General features: G+C 45.3%; 11 protein-coding genes. All 11 read right to left on the reverse strand.

Features of this window, described 5'->3' with window-relative positions; genetic code table 11:
* Nucleotides 1–98 precede the first annotated feature (98 nt).
* Nucleotides 99–1,934: a proline--tRNA ligase gene (locus HXT47_RS05235; RefSeq protein ID WP_004118825.1), complete on the reverse strand. Its 1,836-nt coding sequence runs from the start codon at nucleotides 1,932–1,934 to the stop codon at nucleotides 99–101.
* A gap of 325 nt (nucleotides 1,935–2,259) precedes the next feature.
* On the reverse strand, nucleotides 2,260–3,717 hold the full coding sequence (locus HXT47_RS05240; RefSeq protein WP_004107434.1) for a PIF1 family DEAD/DEAH box helicase: 1,458 nt from the start codon (nucleotides 3,715–3,717) through the stop codon (nucleotides 2,260–2,262).
* 57 nt (nucleotides 3,718–3,774) lie between these two features.
* Nucleotides 3,775–4,482, reverse strand: coding sequence for an oligoribonuclease (orn, locus tag HXT47_RS05245; RefSeq protein WP_004118810.1), 708 nt, complete (start codon nucleotides 4,480–4,482; stop codon nucleotides 3,775–3,777).
* An 87-nt stretch (nucleotides 4,483–4,569) separates the two neighbouring features.
* Nucleotides 4,570–4,887 carry a hypothetical protein gene (locus tag HXT47_RS05250; protein WP_082851852.1) on the reverse strand — a complete coding sequence of 106 codons (318 nt, stop codon included), beginning with the start codon at nucleotides 4,885–4,887 and terminating at the stop codon, nucleotides 4,570–4,572.
* A 176-nt stretch (nucleotides 4,888–5,063) separates the two neighbouring features.
* Complete coding sequence (gene guaB, locus HXT47_RS05255) at nucleotides 5,064–6,608, reverse strand: IMP dehydrogenase (RefSeq protein ID WP_112928771.1); 1,545 nt, start codon at nucleotides 6,606–6,608, stop codon at nucleotides 5,064–5,066.
* Nucleotides 6,609–6,660: 52 nt separating this feature from the next.
* Nucleotides 6,661–7,764, reverse strand: coding sequence for an MraY family glycosyltransferase (locus HXT47_RS05260; RefSeq protein WP_004107423.1), 1,104 nt, complete (start codon nucleotides 7,762–7,764; stop codon nucleotides 6,661–6,663).
* A 128-nt stretch (nucleotides 7,765–7,892) separates the two neighbouring features.
* The gene (locus tag HXT47_RS05265; protein WP_004118801.1) at nucleotides 7,893–8,579 is read right to left on the reverse strand and encodes an L-threonylcarbamoyladenylate synthase; all 687 of its coding nucleotides are present in this window, start codon (nucleotides 8,577–8,579) and stop codon (nucleotides 7,893–7,895) included.
* The gene (gene prmC, locus HXT47_RS05270) at nucleotides 8,576–9,574 is read right to left on the reverse strand and encodes a peptide chain release factor N(5)-glutamine methyltransferase (RefSeq protein WP_064340156.1); all 999 of its coding nucleotides are present in this window, start codon (nucleotides 9,572–9,574) and stop codon (nucleotides 8,576–8,578) included. Before prmC ends, HXT47_RS05265 begins: the two co-directional genes overlap by 4 nt.
* A gap of 33 nt (nucleotides 9,575–9,607) precedes the next feature.
* Complete coding sequence (gene prfA, locus HXT47_RS05275; RefSeq protein WP_004118799.1) at nucleotides 9,608–10,705, reverse strand: peptide chain release factor 1; 1,098 nt, start codon at nucleotides 10,703–10,705, stop codon at nucleotides 9,608–9,610.
* A gap of 146 nt (nucleotides 10,706–10,851) precedes the next feature.
* On the reverse strand, nucleotides 10,852–11,064 hold the full coding sequence (gene rpmE / locus HXT47_RS05280) for a 50S ribosomal protein L31 (RefSeq protein ID WP_004118797.1): 213 nt from the start codon (nucleotides 11,062–11,064) through the stop codon (nucleotides 10,852–10,854).
* A 157-nt stretch (nucleotides 11,065–11,221) separates the two neighbouring features.
* The gene (locus HXT47_RS05285; protein ID WP_421788970.1) at nucleotides 11,222–20,680 is read right to left on the reverse strand and encodes an InlB B-repeat-containing protein; all 9,459 of its coding nucleotides are present in this window, start codon (nucleotides 20,678–20,680) and stop codon (nucleotides 11,222–11,224) included.
* Nucleotides 20,681–20,787 lie beyond the last annotated feature (107 nt).

The raw sequence follows: 20,787 nt of genomic DNA on the forward strand, positions 1-20,787 counted from the left end.
AACTTCTTCCTATTACGTATATATAAAACAAGTGGGATGCAAACGCAGAGCCCACAAGTTATTAATATTTCTCACGATTCAAAATTACGCACCAAATTTTACTTATTCAAAAGTATTTTGACACGCTCTACAATGCGGCTTGCAGCTTCGTCAACTGGAACTGCTTCAACATTTGAGCCGTTGCGATCGCGGATTTCAATCGTACCGTTGTTCACGGTATCGCGACCTGCTACAGCAATCAGCGGCACGCCAACAAGCTCAGCATCCTTAAACTTTACGCCTGGAGAAACCTTTGGACGGTCGTCAAAGATTACTTCGATTCCCTGCTTACTAAGCTCTTCAACAACCTTTTCAGCAGCGTCGAAAGCAATCTGATCCTTGCCAGTAGCAACGACGTGAACTTGAGCTGGAGCAATTGCCATAGGCCATGCGAGACCAGCGTCGTCGTGATGTGTTTCTGCTAAGCATGCGATCACGCGGCTAACGCCGATACCGTAGCAGCCCATCCAAACTGGCACAGCTTTACCATTTTCGTTAAGCACACTTAGGCCCAAAGCCTTAGAATACTTTAAGCCAAGCTGGAACACCTGACCGATTTCTACACCGCGTTCGAAGCTAAGCGGACCGGAACCATCTGGGCTCATATCGCCGTCACGAACCTGGGCTGCTTCAACAACACCATCAGCTTCAAAATCGCGACCGTAAACAGCGTTGTAAACGTGCTTTCCGTCTTCGTCAGCTCCTGTAATCCAGGCGCTTCCCTTCGCAACGTGAGCATCCATCAAGTAGCGAACAGGATTTTCAATACCACTACCCTCTTTGCGAGCTTGAGGACCTAATACGCTAAAACCAATGTAGCCCTTAACAAACTCAGGATGAGACTTCAAATCATCCTCAGTTGCTTCTTCGATTTCTGCAGGAGCAAACTGAGCTTCAAGACGCTTCATATCTACCTGGCGGTCACCTGGAATACCAATAGCAACAATTTCGCGCCATGGCTCCTCATGCTCGCCACCCTCAGCATCAGCCGGGTGCTTAACAGCAATAATCAGATTCTTCAAAGTGTCGTCTGCTTGCCATTCGCGGCCATCTTTACGCGGATGCAAATCGTTAGAAACCTTAACCAAAGCTTCAATCGTCTTAGCGTCTGGAGTTTCGAGCGCTTCTGCTGCAGGAGTTGCAGAATAATCAATCTCAGACATTTCTGGAGTGGTAAGAGCCTCAACATTCCAAGCTTTTCCGGAAGGAGCAAGAGCAAAAGTATCTTCACCAATTGGCATTGGAGCCAAGAATTCCTCAGAATCAGAACCGCCCATTGGACCGGAAACAGCGTGAACAATCACGTATTTAATGCCCAAACGGTTGAAAATTCGAGCGTAAGCAGCGCGCTCTTCAACGTAAGCAGACTTCAAACCATCTTCGTCAATTGAGAACGAATAAGCATCCTGCATAATAAACTCGCGACCGCGGATAAGACCTGCGCGAGGACGGAATTCGTCGCGATACTTTGTTTGAATCTGATACAAAGTAACAGGCAAATCCTTATACGAAGAATACATATCCTTAACAAGGAGCGTGAAAACTTCTTCGTGCGTTGGAGCAAGAAGATAGTCAGCTTCATGACGATCTTTAAGGCGGAAGATGTTGTCGCCGTATTCTTCCCAACGGTTTGTAGCCTCATAAGGCTCACGCGGAAGAAGCGCTGGGAAGTGGACTTCCTGCGCACCGATACCGTTGATTTCTTCGCGAATAATCGCTTGAACCTTGTTTAAAACCTTGAGTCCGAGCGGCAACCAAGTCCACACACCTGGGGCAGATTTACGAATATAGCCTGCGCGCTGCATAAGTTTTGCGGAAGTCACGTCCGCGTCTGCAGGATCCTCGCGCAGCGTACGAAGGAACAGCTGAGACATACGAAGTACATTGGAATTCATGCGTTCCAATCTATTTGCGCATGAGGACATAAACACTTGTTTACACAGCTAAACAAACAAGCCAAAGCAGCGACAAAAACCCAGTTAAAACTCCGGCAAATGTTTCCCAAATACGCAAAAACGACAACAAACGCCAGAGAAAATACACGGCAAATGTTTCAAAAAAGCACCAAAACGCTCGCGCGGGTAACGCGCTCGCTACGAAACTCGCGTTGGAAGTCCCCCGGACTTCCAACTTAAGCGAGTTTCCGCTCCGAGTTGCCTTCGCGCGCTAAATCGCAGCGCTCAGGCAGGTCGTCGCGCAAATGTTCCACAAAAAATCGCACTAAAACTCGTCATCGAAGGAAAACTCTTCATTATCTGCGTAATTGACAGCGCCAAAAATGTCAAACTCTTGCTGATTTGCAGAATCGCCTTCAAACTTATCTGTCAAAAATACAGAAGCACCATCGCTAGCAAGCATCTCACTCGCACGTTTGGAAGCATCGCGCAAAGATCCATCTAGTAGAACGGCATCAACTGAAACGCTAAACGCGCGATCGTTAATACCTTCCAAATAAAGACCGCCCAGATTTTCCACGCGAGAAAGCGCAACATATCCCATTCCAGGAGCGAAAGTTCTACGCAAATCCATTACCGCACTATCGAGCGTCATACCTTGCGACTTATGAATCGTAATTCCCCACGCGCAACGAAGAGGCACTTGATTTACGCTAGCAAGTACAGTCTCACCGTCCGTCATTTCCCACGCAGCTGGCTTAAGAGTGACAATATTTCCGTTTTCAAACTCAACAATCGGCCAGCCACCTTTAGATTCAGGCACAAAACGCAACACGCGTCCAACAGAGCCGTTTACATACTGCTTTTCTTGGTCATTACGCAATGCCATCACAGCAGCTCCGACCTTCAAAACTAAACGCTCCGGAGCAAGCATATTCTTCTTTAAGCGTTCAACAAGATTTTTAGGTCCTGCTTCCGTTGCAACGAATTCGTGAGGCTCAGCATTAATTTCCGCAAGCTGCATATTATTTAAACCATCTGCTTGCGCGTTCGTTGGGAAAAGATGTACTGCAACTTCGTCATCTTGAGGATATTCGCCAAGACGGCTGGCCAACACTTGCTTATCGTCGTCACTTACTAGACCGCTACGAATATCTGTTAAAACATCAAGTAACTTACCGTCGTCTTGACGATGTTGCTCAGTTAAATAGCACACAACAGGTTTCAAAGCATCCCAGGCGAAAGATTCCGTAATATAGCCTTCCGGATTTTTTCCAGCTGCAGCATACTTTTCGCGCGACGAAATAAACTCCGGGCTCGGCTCGAACACGTCACGATTTCGCATAGAAGTGCTAACAGGAGGCAGCTGGAAGAAGTCGCCCGAAATAACTACTTGAAGCCCGCCGAAAGGAGCGGGATTTTTGCGCACTTTACGGCATACTTCGTCAACCATGTCGAAAAGCCACGCGTGTATCATTGAAACTTCGTCCAGCACGAGCACATCCGTGGCTTTTATGCGCTTTCCTCGCCTAGCTCTAATGGTTTTAAGAAGCGTATCCGTAAGTGCGTTTGCAACTCCAACTCCACTCCAAGAGTGAATGGTTTGACCGTTTAAATGAGTTGCTGCGATTCCGGTAGAAGCCGTTACAGCCACGCTTAAACCGTTCTTTCGCATTTCGCGAATAGCTTCGTTTAATACGTAGGTTTTACCTGCACCCGGAGCGCCGGTAATGAACGCGCTTGCACCAGCGTTGATTATGGTTAGAGCTTCGGATTGCTTCATTGGCAGTACCTTTTATTGCGTTTAGTAGTCGCGCTTTATTTAATAGTAGCGTTGTATTTAGTAGTCGCGCTTTTCTGCAGAATTTACGTCTTCTAGCGCCTCTCCGCGGCGTTCGTAGTCACGAAGCAAGCTCGTGCTTTCAATGTGCTGTGCGCCAGCTTTTGCTTGAGACTCACTTGGGCCTGGAGCTGGAACGAACATCATATCGCGGTAGTAACGAAGCTCGTCAATCGACTCAATAATATCCGCGAGCGCACGGTGACCGCCATGTTTTGCCGGCTTATTGCGGTAAACGTCCGGGTAAAGCCTGCGCGAAATTTCCTTCAACGTGCTTACGTCTATTACACGATAGTGCAGATTTGCCATTAAATCTGGCATGTAACGGTCGAGGAACTTTTTGTCGGAACCGACGGAGTTTCCAGCAAGATGAGCTTTTCCGCGAGCCGGCAGGAAGCGCTTTACGTATTCAACTACCTGCTTTTGTGCTTCTTCCAAAGGCAAACCATTCTTATTCCACTCGTCAACAAGTCCGGAAGAAGTGTGCATATTGCGCACAAAATCGTTCATATGAGCCACAGCAGCTTCGCTTGGCTTAATCACTAAATCAATGCCGTCGTCCAAAACTTTCAGATTAAAGTCGGTTGGAACTACAGATACTTCGCATAATTCGTCGTGGAAAATATCGAGTCCCGTCATCTCGCAATCAATCCAAATTAAGCGCGACTCTTCCGGCGTAAACGTAAGATCTTCCTTAGCTTCAGCCATTTTCGTTCCTTTCCTAATATTTTTTCGAACCCATCAGCCTACATCTTCCCACCGACTACTTTGAATTGAGTTGTACGAAATACTGATTTAAGCATCTAATAAATCCTGCATAAGTTCATCTGTGTTATTAAATGATTTTCCCTCATGGGCTTCAGCTTGACGACGAGCTTCGTCAGAAAGATCAACTGGTTCAGAGACTTTGTCAATATTAAAATTGCGAATTGCTTCATCCATACTTTTAAGAGTTCTAGAAGATATACTCTTTGGAATAGTAAGCTCACGAGGCTCTAATAAAATACAACCATTATCGCATTCTTTAACATTGTAATAAGGATATTTAGCCCCACGCAGAGTTACACGCTTTTTACTATCAAGACGCACGTCATAATCTTTTACTACTTCCACAAAATCACCTCATTTTTAGTGGGATATCCCACTAACTATATAATAATTTTATCTGTCTTGTCAAAACAAAAACGACGAAAAGCAGGCAAGTTTTGAGTAACTTGCGTAACTTTTCGCCGTTTAAAATAGTTGCGATTTATACGCGATTTAATCGCGCAACTTACGCACCACGCGACTTAGTTGTGGAAACCGCTGTAGTTTGGTGCTTCTGCAGTCATCACAATATCGTGAGGATGAGATTCACGAAGACCTGCATCAGTAATACGAATAAAGCGTCCGCGCTCTTGCATTTCCTTAATATTGTGAGCACCAACGTAGAACATGGACTGATGCAAGCCACCAAGCAACTGGTAAAGCACAGCGTTAAGTGGACCGCGATATGGAACTTCGCCTTCAACGCCTTCTGGAACCACCTTGTCGGAGCTGGTAACGTCTGCCTGGAAGTAACGATCCTTCGAATAAGACTTCTTACCACGAGGAGCCATTGCGCCAAGCGAGCCCATGCCGCGGTAAAGCTTGTACTGCTTGCCGTGAAGAAGAACCTTCTCACCAGGAGCTTCCTCACATCCAGCCAAAGTGCCGCCGAGCATAACGGTGTCAGCACCAGCAACCAAAGCCTTAGCAATATCGCCGGAATAGTGAATGCCGCCGTCTGCAATGCATGGAATACCAGCAGCCTTGCAAGCCTGAGCAGCGTCGTAAACTGCAGTAAGTTGAGGTACACCAACGCCTGCAACAACACGCGTAGTGCAAATAGAACCTGGGCCAACGCCAACCTTTACAGCGTCAACACCAGCGTCAATCATAGCCTGTGCGCCTTGGCGAGTTGCAATATTTCCGCCAATAATTTGCACGCCGTCGAAAGCCTTATCTGCCTTAATGCGACGAATCATGTCGAGAGCCAAGCGAGCCTCGCCGTTTGCGGTATCGACCACAAGCACGTCAACTCCAGCTTCCATAAGAGCGCACGCACGCTGCCAAGCATCACCAAGGAAGCCAATGCCAGCAGCAACACGCAAGCGACCTTGATCATCCTTAGTAGCATCCGGATACTGCTCAGTCTTCACAAAGTCCTTAACAGTAATCAAGCCTGTAAGCTTACCTTCAGCATCAACCAAAGGCAACTTTTCAATCTTGTTATCCGCAAGCAAGCGGTGAGCATCTTCCTTAGAAATATCGGAAGGACCAGTGACGAGATTTTCGCGCGTCATCACGTCCTTAACTTTCAAGCGATCGTAATCTTCGGAAGCAATAAAACGCATATCGCGGTTGGTAATAATACCAACTAAATGATTTTCGCTATCCACTACCGGAAGACCAGAAATATGGAAACGCCCGCACAATTTATCTAAATCGGCGAGCGTAGCATCTGGGTGAACAGTAAGCGGGTCGGTAATCATACCGGATTCACTGCGCTTAACAATATCAACCTGCGCAGCTTGATCATCAATAGAAAGATTGCGGTGAAGTACTCCAATACCACCGTTACGCGCCATGGCAATAGCCATATCGGACTCGGTAACAGTATCCATAGCTGCCGAAATAGTTGGCACTTTCATGGTAATTTCGCGAGTCAGACGAGTGGAAGTATCCACTTCGGACGGAATAACATCAGTTTCGTTTGGAAGCAAAAGGACATCGTCATAAGCGAGACCGAGCTTCTCGAAAATTGGTGGAACAGGAGCATACACGGATTTCGTGTTAATATCAGTTGTAGCCATAGGGTTACTATACGTTTTTGCTATGACGTTTGCCGAAACTCCGAACGAAACGCTACGAATTGCGAAGTTCGGGCAGGCGACGACGCAAGTACGGCATCATTGTGAGCACAGTAAGCAACGCAGCAGCAAGAATCATTCCAACAAGCACATACACAGCTTTAAAGAACAAAATCATAATAGAGCCAAACGCAATTAGCGCAGCCCATCCCCATAAAATCAGCACAGCACCCTGCACAGAATGTCCGATTCTAAGCATGCGGTGATGCAAGTGCATGCGATCCGGATGCATTGGCGACTGCCCTTTAGCAACACGCCTAAAAATAGCCAAGCACATGTCAAGAACCGGCAAAAACAGCACAAGAATCGGCAACAAAATCGGCATAAATACAGGCAAATAAATACTCGTATGCACAGCCGACGGATCCAAATGACCGGTCATAATAATCGACGCGCAAGTAATTAAGTAGCCGATTAGCATGGAGCCGGAATCGCCCATAAAAAGTTTCGCAGGATGCCAATTGTGCATAATAAATCCAACGCACATACCTACCATTGCAACGTCAATAAGAGTTGCCATTGATGCGTAGGATGGCGACGTGCGCGCGAGCATGTAGGAGTAGGTTGCGAAGGCGATTCCTCCAATTGCAACGATTCCGGAAGCCAGTCCGTCCAGCCCATCTACAAAATTTACTGCATTAATTGAAGCAACGATTAGTATTGCAGTTATTGCGATTGACACGCTTGGAGATGCCGTCACGAGCGAACCGAGCGGCAAAGTTACGATTTGCAACCCTCCCCACGCTACAAAAACAGCTATAAGCAGCTGACCGGCAAGCTTTAGCATCCAATCTAAATCCCAAATGTCGTCGCATACCCCAAGCAGGCATATCATAACGGCTCCTGCTAGTACAACCCACGGCTGGTGCGTTCCTGCAAAAAGCCCGGAAATAAATGGCATAGAACTAGCGAATGCCATCGCAACTGCAAAACCAAAAAGCATACCTACACCACCCATACGTGGCGTTGGAATAGTATGCACGTCGCGAGCGCGAACTTTGCCAACAGCACCCATACGGATCGCAAGGTGACGAACAAGCGGCATAATAAGCCACGTAGCACCGCCTGCAATTGCTGCAATAAACAGGTATACCCTCATAAATGCGTCCTTTGCTATGCGATTACTTCGTTGGTTTTAGCAGCGTTTGCTAAATTTTTCGCTTGCTTATTTTGATTGTAGCGATTTGTTAGTACCAGAAATTTAGTATCAGAAATAAGTTAATAAACTTACTCACTTAACGCATTACGAATTTCGCACTCCGAAATCACACCTTCGCGCAAAATCACAATACCGTCTTTATCGCTTGAATCCGCACCAACTACCGTGCTTGCCACGTGCGAGCGAGTTGGACCTGCGTTCAAATACAGCGGAATTTCGTTGCCGAAAGCCTCAAATGCTTCCTCGACGCTGTCTGCACTTTCGTTACCACTGCGATTCGCGCTAGAAGCAGCCAGCGGGCCCGTAACGCGCAAAATTTGCATTAATTCCGGGCAATCAGGCACGCGCACACCTTGAGTTGATTCGATTGCTTGAGTTGTTTCAGTTTCTTGAGTTTTCTCATCAGTCTCATTCGTTTTGCACAGCGTTGCAAGTTTGGACGCAACCGAGTCCTTCTTAGCGCGCGCAATCGGAGAATATCCACCCGGAAGGAACTTTTTGCCTAAAATATCCAGCGGAGACGGCAAATACAGCCCAAGTTTTTCTAAATCTTCCACTCCGCTCATTAAAATTTGCAACGCCTTCGTGCGCGGCCTGCGCTTAAGCTCGTAAATTTTTGCAACTGCAGCTTCATTAAATGGGTCACAAGCAACGCCATACACAGTGTCAGTTGGCACTACGATTACGCCGCCTTCGTTAATAATTTGCGCTGCCATTTGCAGTGATTCTCCGTTGATATTGCAAATTTTGCTCATTTTTGCCTCTTTTGTTGCTTTTGTTGTTTATTTTGCTTATTTTCTTCTATTTGATTCAAGTCATATATCTGATTCAAGTCATATTTTTGCGCAAAAGTGTATCGCGGTCTGCCTGTTAAGTCGTTTCCAACTCGAGTACACACAAAACCTAGGCTTTCCGCGTACTTTTTAAGCGCATCTCCTTGCGAAATATCATGCTCCATAACCATAGCTCCCCCGGGTTTAAGAAGCGCAAAAGCCGCGCGCATAATCTGCTCCGGAATAAGCAAGCCATCCACAGAGCCGCCGTACAACGCAAGCGGAGGATCATATTCTCGCACTTCAATCTGTTCCGGCACTTGATTTTCCGGCACGTAAGGCGGATTCGTTATTACTAAATCTACTTTGCCGCAAATTGCGTGAAGTTCAGGAGTTAAATCTGAAATATGCGCTTTTGTTGCATCTGCAAGAACAGCATGGTATCGACTGGAAATCTGCATATTTTCGTAATTCTTTGCAGTTTCTTCAGAATTTTTTCGCAAATATTGAAAAGCTTCAGGAGATTTTTCTACAGCCCACACTTGCGCGTCTGCAACTTCCGTTGCAATTGACAATCCGATTGCTCCCGAACCTGCGCATAAATCGACTACCGTAGGCTTGCTAATATGCGATTCGCACAACCAATCTAGGCCAGCATCAACAACAACTTCTGTTTCCGGACGCGGCACAAAAACGCCCTTGCCAACGCGCAAATCCAAGTAGCGGAAAGACGCGCGACCAATAATATGCTGCAACGGCTCGCGAGAAGCACGCCTAGATACAAAATCGCTATATTTGCTAGCATAATCGGGCGAAAAATTCTTGTAATCACCCATAAGCAGAGCTTTGTTTAGCTCAGCTAAGCTCACTCCGCAAGCGTGAGCCAGCAGCAAGCGCGCATCATATTCTGCTGACTCCACACCTGCAAACTCAAGCTTTTTAACAGCATCGCGCAAAACTCGCAAAAGTTCTTGCATTTTAAGAATTGTTTAGAAATTTTAATCGGCTACTTACTTGGCTTGCGCTAAGCGGTCAGCTTCATCCGCCTGAATATCACTGTCGATAACAGGCTGCAAATCGCCGTCAAGAACCTGGTCAAGATTGTAAGCCTTGTAATTCGTGCGATGATCCACAATACGATTTTCTGGGAAATTGTACGTGCGGATTCGCTCAGAGCGGTCGAGCGAACGCACCTGTGAGTGGCGCATATCCGCCGCTTCTGCTGCCTCCTGCTCGTGCTTCATAGCGAGCAAACGAGACTTTAGCACGCGAAGGGCTGCCGCACGGTTTTGAATCTGCGACTTTTCGTCTTGCATGCTAACAACAATTCCGGTTGGAATATGCGTCATGCGAACCGCGGAATAAGTAGTGTTCACGGACTGTCCACCAGGGCCGGAGCTCATGAAAATGTCGATCTTCAAATCTTTTGGATCGATTTCGATTTCGTCGTCATCTTCGTCCGCTTCTGGAAACACGATTACGCCGGCTGCGGAAGTCTGTATGCGCCCCTGCGATTCAGTAACTGGGATTCGTTGCACACGATGCACGCCACCCTCGTACTTCATGCTTGCCCACACGCCGTCTTCTGGAGCAGGAGTACCTTTTGCACGAATCGCAAGCTGCACGTCTTTTACGCCGCCAAGTTCCGTTGAATTTTCGCTTTGGATTACGGTAGTCCAGCCGCGCTTTTCGGCATAACGCATGTACATACGCAATAAATCGCCAGCAAACAGAGCCGCTTCTTCGCCGCCTGTGCCAGCTTTAATTTCCATAATCATATCGCGCGCATCATCCGGATCCCTAGGAATTAATGCCGTGCGAAGCTTTTCTTTTGCTGCTGGAAGCTGCTCTTCTAAGCGCTTAGCTTCTTCAGCAAAATCTGGGTCGTCGCTTGCCATTTCGTTTGCGGCTTCAAAATCGTCGCAAAGCTGCTTGTAATTTAGGTAAGCATTTACGATTGAGCCGAGTTCTGCGTGCCTGCGGCCGAGCTTGCGAATAGCGTCCGGGTTTGACGCAACTTCCGGACTTCCCATGCGACTTTCAATATCGCGATACTCTTCTAACGCGGTAACTGCTGCCGGGAATTGTTCCTCTACTGACTCAGCCATCATATTCCTTTGTAGTCGCGCTTAACGCGGATTGTAAATCAAAAATTTAAATGTTAAATGTAGAACACTAAACACACATGTTTAGCACATAAAACGCCAGCCCCGATTCCGCGAGTTACACGAAAACAGGGCTGGCGTCACAAAAGCTACTTAGTCTTCTTACCGTAGCGCTTCTCGAAGCGAGCCACGCGGCCGCCGGTGTCGAGAATCTTCTGCTTACCAGTATAGAATGGGTGGCACTTTGAGCACACGTCAACCGTCATGTGATCGCCATCAGCGGTGGAACGAGTTACGAAAGTGCTTCCGCAAGAGCAGGTAACCTGCACTGCGTGATAGTCGGGATGAATACCCTGCTTCATAATGTCTCCTATGGAATTCGGGCGACCCGGGTCGCAAAGCCCCAATAGCTAAGCGTGAACCGGAACCTTCGTTATTTTAGTCACCACCCTCGACGCGCTTATAATTCGTATAAAAATGGAGCGCATGAAAAATTCAAACGCTCCAAATTTAAATAAATTATTTATTATTGCGACGCTTGCGATGGTGCTTGCCAGTCTTTACTACCGCAAGACCAATTGCTGCGATTGCTGCCGACAAAATACCAGCAGATGCAGAAGAAACCGTGTCGCTACCAGTTTTAGCTAATTCCAGCTTTGCTTCAACAGTTTCTTTTAGATCCTTTTCTTGCTTCTTTTCATCCTCAATAGTTACGTCATATGAAATAGAAGAATCAGGAGAAGGAATAACTTGCTCAGGCGCTGGAGTTGGCTGCTCAGGCGCTGGTGCTGGACTTGGAATTGGTGCTGGAGTTGGAGAGTTTGGTTTGCTCTCAGAAATCACATCAATTTCAACAGCAATTTCCGCTTCGCGACCATACTTATCGGTAGTAGTAAACGTTAGCTCAACTTTTGGCTTTCCATTCACAATCTTAGGAGTGCCGGAAATCTTGCATACAGTACCAGCGCAGGTTGCGTTAATACCGTTTACAGAATTCGTAACCTCTGAGATTAACTCGTTAATGGTTACTTCCTTACCATCTACCGTAATCTTGTTAGTAGCATCGCCAGATCCTTCAGTCATGTTTTGCAAAGTAAAGTTCGTTAACATACCCTCGCGAGCAGAACCACTAAACTTAAACCTCATAGGAGCCATCTTCTCGAAGTTTGCAGTAATAGTGATTTCGTGTTTTGAGTGAGGCTTTGGCAGCGAAATCTCTGGATTTACTCCAGCATTGCGCAAAACCTGCTTCAAAGCTTCCAAACTAGACTTCTTGGAGCTGCGAATTATCTTTGCAACAAATGGCTTATCTGCTTCATCAGCAAGCTCAGCGAGCACTTCTCGCTGTTCATCAAGAACATAACTATCAATTGCGTTCTCAAGATTAGCAAATGTTAAGTCTATTCCTGCTTCTTGCATCAAATTCTTCAGCGCTTCTATTGAAGAATACATAGAATTGGAAATTTGCTTGGCAAGCCATGGTTTTCCAGCTTCTTTAGCAAGTTTTACAAGCAAAGTCTTTTCATGAACTTGCTCAATGATTTTGTCAACATCAATGCCATTTTGGACAAGCTTATCCTTAATCTTTTGTAAGGAATCATGAGACTGACGAATTTCAGAAGCTAGATCAGTCTTATGATTTCTTTCAGCAACCTGAGCTAATTCTTCACGCTTAGCATTGTAGACTTGCGCAGCATGTTGCTTTTGCGCTTCGTTCAGGAGATTTTGCAAAGCAGCAAGCGTAAATTTATCTGAGTTACGAATCAACTTTGCTACATATGGCATACCATCCATAATTGCCATTCGAGCCAAAGCTTCTCGTTCTTCTTCTGTGGCCTTGCGTTTATCTGCCAGAGCCGCTGGCTTTTCAGTCGTATCAGACGACCAATCCTTGAACATGTAGCCTTTATCGGCAAGCACATCTGGAACTGGCATAAGCAAATTAGTAGCGCCGTTTCGTACCCAATATACTGAAACTATCTTGTCGCCAGCACTCTCAAGAGGCGATTTTTGCAAACTTCCGCCCTTACCAGCTACATACGTCACCTTCGTGTAGTTCTTTTCTATGAACTTAGCCGCAGCAGTGCCCTTAGCCGGCAAATCGTTATCTGCAATCACGTTAGGCAAAACATACACATGCACAGGCAACTTAGTTGTAACAGTTTTTTGCTTTCCTGTAGTCTTATCAATTTCATCAGTAGGCTTAGTTACATTCACCATAATTGTTGAAATTCCAGGCTTTGAAACATCAACCTTAGCATTCTCATCTACAGATGCACTCACTTTAGGGTCAGCACTATGTACGAGCTTATTGACGTTTGGAATCTTATCTCCAACGCCAACAACTGTTTCTGGAATCTTCACACCATCAGCGCCATTTTGTTCAGCAACGAAAATGCGCGGCCTGCTGATATCCCAATTGTCGTGTAAGAGTATGTTTGACTTACGGCTCTTTGCATCATACATTTGCCACTTTGTAAAACCGGAAAGTTCTGCAGCAGTATCGTTTGCAACTTTTTGAGCAAACTTAATGTTATCTTCTTTATCTTTTCCGTGACGAATATACAGAAGTTTTGGCTTATACGAACCGTCAGCCCACGTTCTACCAAATCCTGGAAGGAATATGGTTGCAACGTAGCCATCTGGAATATCGTCTTGTTGAGAAGCGTCAATTACGTTTGGCACAAGCTTATAACGTGCTATAAAAGTGGTGTTCCCACTAAACTTCATACCAGCAATTTCAGCACTAGAATATAGCTTAATTTTTGGTGGATTCGACACAGTAGTAGGTGTTGGAGCCGCAGTAGCAACAAGTGTCACAACAGGGACTACTGATGCAGCAGTATTTGTACCATTCGTAATATTTGGCGTGTTGGTCGAATTTGCTACAGGTGCAGTAGCTGCCTGCATCTCCCAGCCTTGGAACTCGTAATGGTATCCTTTCGCATCGTAATCCTTGCCAATAACCTGCGGTGCACGAACGCCACTAGCAGATTGCTTATATGCGTAGTACAACTCGCGCGAACCTTCAGCAAATTCACCCTTGCCATTTGGTGACTTATTATCACTCTGAGCATTTATAAAGTTGACTGAAACATACTTAGTCTTATCAAAAACTAGTTTGCGTTCAGCATTAGCACCAGTTTGCGTAGTATCCTGCGTATTCTCCTTCGGCAAGCTTTCTGGGTACATCAACTGATAAAGCACTTTTAAGCGTCCTACAAGTCTATAAGTCTTGTAATCCACTGCATCCTTATACTTAACTGTAACTTTCAAAGGAACAGTGTACAAAGCAGGCTTCTTAAGCATTTTTTGTTTTAACTTATTTTGTTCAGCTTCAGTTGGTAAATCGTATTCGACTTTTATGTCTTCTATGCCATTATTCACAGCAGCATCTGCTTTGAGCTGAGACATATTAGTTATAAAATCGGTTAGCTTTGGAAGCGTGTCAGGGTCATCTTGCACAGCAACAAGGTAATCAGTCTGCACTGCTGGCTCTGTCCAAGGGGTTTGATCTGCCACGAACTCTTGGAATGGTTCATTGACTTTCCAGCCATCTTTCCAATCACCGGTCACGTCAGCAACATCTTTAACTTCAGTAACTTTCTTACCGTCATTAAGCATACTGCTTCGTTTCCAAGTGCCAGTAGCTCCAGTGAGACTGCCTTTCAGCATCTCAAGAACATTCACTTGCTTTCCATTAATGATCTTCGTAATTTGGGAAATATCAGTGCCCTTCTTTACGTAGAACACTTTAGGTCCACTCGTGCCGTCACTCCACAATCGTCCTGGAGCAGGCTTGAAGATTGCAACTACAGCATCTTTAGGAACTTCACCGCCGTCAGAGGAACTCGAGAAGTATTCAATCTTCTTGTAAACAGCGTTATAAGTTATGCCGGAATTATCGTTAACCTTAACATCTTTATAACGACCTTCAGAATCGATATCGTACTTCTGCTCTGGATTCGGATTCTCAGCAGTCGGCTTTACAACATTAGTTGCCCAGCCCTTAAACACGTAGTGGTAATTATCGGCACTATGATCCTTACCGAAAGCTTGCGGCACACGGATTCTAACATCCTTACCTTTATAAACGTACGCAGTAAGCGTAGTGTCTCCGTCATCAGGATGATTAGAATTATCTCCATCGTGACCAATAATAGTGCCTTCATCGTTCTTACCGGTAAAGGTAATCGGCACGTACTCGTCTTTATGCTTGCTACCGTAGTCAGTAGCCTTAAACTTCTCCCACTCGCTTCCGTACACCAAATCCGGCAGCGTGCGGTACAGCACTTCAGTTTCAGCAATGTTGCCATCAAGATGCACTTGCACTTTAATCTTGTGCAAGCCTGGAGTGTTGTCAAACTTTTCGTCTTTACCGAATGAGAACGTAGCATCACTTGGATACTCATCAGCATTCGTTATAAGAGCTTTAGCTGCAGTTGGATCAGCCGGATTCAAAGTATCTATTGGCTTCAAAACCTTAGTATCAATTGCAACAGGAGCTTTTATCTTGAAGTTAGCAGTGTAAATTACCTCAGGATTGTTCTGCTCTTCGGAGCGAATCGGCAAGCGATTTACACCATCGGAATACTGAAGCGTATGCGAGCCAACTTCAGACGAACCGACTTTCGAAGTCCAGCCTGCAAACTCAAATCCAGGCTTTGCTTTCACTGTTGGAAGTGGCATTTGATAAGCTTTTGTGCCCTTAATTGCGTCGTACACAAGAGCAGAGCCGTCAGCTACATCCTTGTTCTGCCAGTCAACAACGCTGCCCATAGAGTCTTGACCATCAGCCACTTTAAACACGTAACGCGTGTAGTGATCTGGGCGAGCTTGATAATCGTCCTTACGCTTAAGCACGCGTACGTCATCATATCTAAATGTGATAGTACGAATATCGTCAGCTTTTTGCTTGCCGTAAGGATCAGTAACGTATTCAATACGCTGCTGCGTATTTTCTGGCTTAAAGCCTTCAATAGGCTTGTAGAATACTACGTCATACTTCCTATTTACAGAGCTAACTTCGCTTTCTGGAAGAAGCTCCTTTTCTTTACCGTCCTTACCAATAGTTACATAGCGAACTTTGTACTTGCGCATATTATAAGTTTGGTAAATAAACTCGCCAGTATTCTCAGATTCAGTACTCGAAGCTTCAAAGCTCGTGAAATGCTTATCTGGGAAGTGCGTTTCGTCACTATAGACTGCTTCCGCATTGTAGCGCAAATGCTCGCGCAAGCCGGAAACCGTTTGCTCGGCGGTATGGTCTACCATCGCAGCTTTGGCTTCTTTCGTAGCAGCATCCTTATAGTCAGAAATCGTGTATCCAGGCTTTAAGAATATATGCTTAAAAGTGCCCTTGTAGCGAGTATCCTTCACCCACACTGCGTTAAGCGTTATATCTTCTACTACTTTGTTGCCAAAGGCGTACGGCAAAGTTTTGCCATTCTTGTTGATTTCCCAACCGTAGAAGTCGTAGCCTTTGCGAGTTGGAGTGCCTATTTCATCCTTTTCGTCAATAACATGGTAGCGAGCGAACTCCTTTTTCTTAACTACGTTTGTGCCAGCTACCTCATTACCGTTTCCATCGGTATTTGGCATATTGTAGTTAAACGTTACCGTGTGCTTAATATTAGTTGGCTTACCCCACGCAGCATAAAGCTTAATGCCATTAACTGGCATTGTAACATCTTTAGCTTTACTTTTATCTTTGCTTTCACCTTTAGCATCTTCACTCTCGCCATTTATAAGCTGACTACCAGCTTGATCAACAGCCCAGCCTTTAAACACGTAGTCTTTTGGCAAATTGTTAGGACGAGTGATGGAGTAAGTTTTGCCGTTAAGTGTGAATGTGTACTTGCCATCGAACTGAGTTGCGGTGTTATCACCACCCTCTTTAGTTACAGAATCATCGTAAGACTTAACGTTGCCGTATAGCTCTTTGTCTTCGCCCGTCAAATCTTTTTTGCCGCGCTTAGTCAAGCTATACTCGTACGGCAATCTCTCTTTAGCAGCGACATTGCCATCTGTTATAGCATTGCCATCCGCATTATAAAACTGCACGTCGTACGACTTGCGGTCGTACCTAAATTCAAGTGGTTTGTTATCATTAAATTCATCTTCATCACCTTTATAATTTTCTTGTTCATCTACTGGAACGCCCCTATACTTTCGAAATGCTAAATGATACTTTTTAGCAAAAGCTTTCTGCTCATCCTCACTTAAATCATCCCAATTCCCATGAGCATGAGATTCGTTATACCACACTTCCAGATTATCTTTAAAGTCGTCTGAATCTAACGCATCACCAACTTTTGTCTTATCATAACCATCAGCAGGATTAAAACCAGCAATAGATGGAGCTGGATAATCATAGCCAGTGTTGGGAGTATCATCTTTGCTATAAGAATCGGTAGAAAGCTCATAATCGTCATCGCTTGCTGTACCACCCTTTTTAGCGGATGCAATACTTTGCTTCCTAATAATCACCTGTATAGGCTGACTTTGATCACTGCTATCAGCAGTAAGCAGACGCTGATTATCTTTTAACTCATATTGTTTTGCATCAGGATTCGAAGGGTCATCACTAATTTTAGGCGCTTGGTTCTTACCCACTACACGCCAACTAGGGTCAGCAAATTCTTCTTTAGTAAAACGATACGGAGGAGTGTCACGATACTTTACATCCCCCGCAAATCCAAGCTGCCACCCTAAAGAGCCTTTTCCCTCTTCACTAAAATATAATTCATTTACATCAGGCCAAATATCAGTAAGCTTTTGACCGTAACGAACATTTACGCGGTAGCCTTTATGGTTAATTTTAGCGCCATTATCATCCTCATCTTTACCTTCATACTTCGTTGAGCAACCGCCACCGCCAGCATAGCAATAAATAGTTGTTTTGCCGTTTTCATCTTTTCTTTTTATAGCAACATTGTCACCGCTATTGACGCCAGCAGGCTTAGCAAAAATAAGCTCATAAGTATTGCGGTCGTAAACTAAGTTAAGAGTGTTGTTTAAGTCGTTTGCGCAAAGCTTCGCTTTACTACGTTTGCCTAAATCTGGGCGACCCTGCACAAGATTATGTTCCTCACTGTTAAGCTCTTTAGTCAGCTTCTTATTCACGTGGAAGTAGCGCGTGAATAAGTCCTTGCCCTTGTTGTTAGCATCACCAGGATGCTCAGTATCATACCCGTCTAAGCTTGTTACAGGCGTATCGTTCATCCAGTTGAACTTTGAAATTAAGCCATCTTTATGATTATTCGCATCTGTACCTTGCAACTCTTCTTTTGTTAAGCCAAGCTCCGGGTTCGTTACATAATCAGTTTCGCTTTTACCATTAAGCTCATCAGTATCTTTAGCAACACCAGCATCATCCATCTTATCGAGCACAACGTCGCTATCAGTTTGCACATTCGTGCGCTCAACAAGACCAACAAAGTCGTAGTTTACAAGCGAATCCGGATGCTCTTTGTCTACCAAATCCGCCTTCTGTACCCACACGTTCACGCGGTAGCTGGTAGTATTGTTAGCTTCCCAAACTGCGCGGAATCGCACATTGTGATCCGGCATCTTGTAGTTAGTAGAATTTCCTTTAATTAGTGGACTACCAGAAGTATTTGATTGATTAGTATCCCCTGGTTTTACTACCTGCCACCCAAGGAACTTATGACCACGATATGTAGGTTCTGGAACCGCAGGCACTTCCTGATCATAATACACTTTTTGAGCAGTAACATCCGTGCCGCCAGCAGAATCGTAAGTAACTTCATACGCCTTACGATAGTAACGAAGGTTCAAAACTAGCTTGTCTTTTTCATCTTCAGAATCAGAAAGTGGCGAGCTAATAAGATTATGCTCCGGCTCGTATCCTGGAATATACAGAGCTACAGCACTCACATCTGAACCAACAGTGCCAGTAACTTCAGTGACGTGGATACGTTCTTTTTTGCCATCTTTGTAAGTTACTTCAATAGTCTTGCCAACGCCAAGATTTGGAGCATCGTGAAACTCATCCTTATTATCGAGATCCTGCACCAAGTGACGCACATAGTACTTAGCTGTTTTAGGAGCGTAGTTGATATTCAACTCGCCGTAATACTGAATGCCGTCTTCTACTGCCGGTTGCGCAGATGATGAAGATTGCGAAGTTGTTTGAGATGACGAGGCTTGCGGGGCTTGAGCGCCGTTGTTAGCTCCAACAGCCGGCCTTTTCTTTACAGCATACTCAGTAATCAGCTTCTTACTCAAACGCAAGTAGCGCTTAGCATCCGCATCCGTACCGTCGTCAATAACAAACTTGCCTTCGTCATTTTTAATATAGTACTGATAATCCCCGGAATGGTATACAGATGGACGGTATCCAGCAGCCTTCGGAAGCTCAATGTATTCGTACTTACCATCTTTGTCGAGCTTATCGAAGTCTTCTTGGTCAATTGTAAGCTCATAAGGCTGTACAAGCTGCTTATTCGCAGCACCGCCAATCGTATAGCGAATTTGCAAATTGTACGTAGCTTTTGGCTTAGTGTCGGTTTGTACCTGTTCGTTGGCTTGCTCTGTACTCTTCGCCTCTGGATTATCCGTATTCGGCTTAATTACCTGGCTGTCTGGATCAGTTGCTGCGTTATTAGTTGTTGTGCCAGTGTTCGGTGTGCCAGCGTTCGGTGTGCCAGAGGTCGGTGTGCCAGAGGTCGGTGCAGGAGAAGGTGAAGGAGAAGGTGAAGGCGTTGGCTGATTGTTCGAAGCAGGCGTTGAGTGAGTTGTATCATTGTTCGGCGTAGAAGCAGATTGATTCTGGGAAGCAGAGTTTTGTGCAGTAGTTGAAGGCGTAGCGCTTTTATCTTTGCCTGTGGCACCTGTAGTTGCACCTTCTGCACTGCTTTGCGAACCTTGTGCATTGGTTCGTGCAATTGTATCTGTACCTGTGGTCGCTGCAGTTCCAGTGCCAGTGTTAGATTCTGCATTTGCAGGAGTTACAGGAGTAGACGATGCAGTTGTATTACCTGCAGGAGCCGCATCTGCAGCAGCTGGCTCTACGTTTGCAGGCTGCTGATTTTCAGCTGGATCAACGTCACCAGCATTTGCTTCCGGTTGCTTTGTTTCTGCTGGCTTCGCAGTTGGCGTTGATTCTGGCTTTACTTCTGCTGGCTTTGTAGCTGCAGTATTTGTAGTAGCCGGCTTATTATCAACATTCTGAACCGGTTTCGCAGTATCTGGCTTCGTCGTATCTGGATTAGTAGTATTTTGATGAGCTTGCCTATTAGCAGTCGCACTTTTTACAACAGAATTAGACACTGGCGCACTCACCGTAGCAGATTCAGCAGCACTTACTGTATTTTCAGTAACATTTGACTTTGAGCCTAAAGTTGCATTTTTAATCTCAGAAGTCTTTGTAGGCGTAGCAGACTGAACGTCATGAAGAGCTTTATCAGAATTTACAGACTTCACAGCACCTACAGAAGGCATAATAGGCATGGGAGAAGAAATTGCAACTGGGGTATTTTTCACACTAGTCAGCGGCTCAGAAGGAGACGCAGCCAATGCAGATGGAGATGCATTCGTTTCCAGCACAGATGCACCAGAAGTAGTTTCACTAGGTTTCTTATCTTCTTGCTCTTTGCGAGATCCCTCAGCCTCGCGCAACTGTTGCATTTGTGCATCATGACGCGCAAGCTCTACAAACTTTTGAGTTTGAGCACTCTTATTGAGCACGCCAGCACCCCAACGCTGCATGTTCAATTCGTCTACATCAGGCTTACCTTTGCCCATTTTTTGCGTCATATTAGACGCATCGATAATATCTTTTTGAGTAGGCTGAAGCGCGGAAGCTACAACAGATGGCAGCATCATTGCCAAAGTTGAAGCAACAGCAACTCCAGCAACTCCCTTACGCAAAGCACGAGAACGCTTCACCGCATGAGCCTTACGAAGTGTTCTTCTTGGTACCACATCACCGTGTAAATCTTTACGCTCTGCCATTATTTCTCCTCACTCCAACCAATTTCAAGTAGACCACGCATACTTATAAATCTTCATATGTATCATACATGAATACAATATATGGACATAAAATAAACATTTGTTAT

Source organism: Gardnerella sp. DNF01205, from assembly GCF_049244135.1.
Lineage (GTDB): Bacteria > Actinomycetota > Actinomycetes > Actinomycetales > Bifidobacteriaceae > Bifidobacterium > Bifidobacterium leopoldii.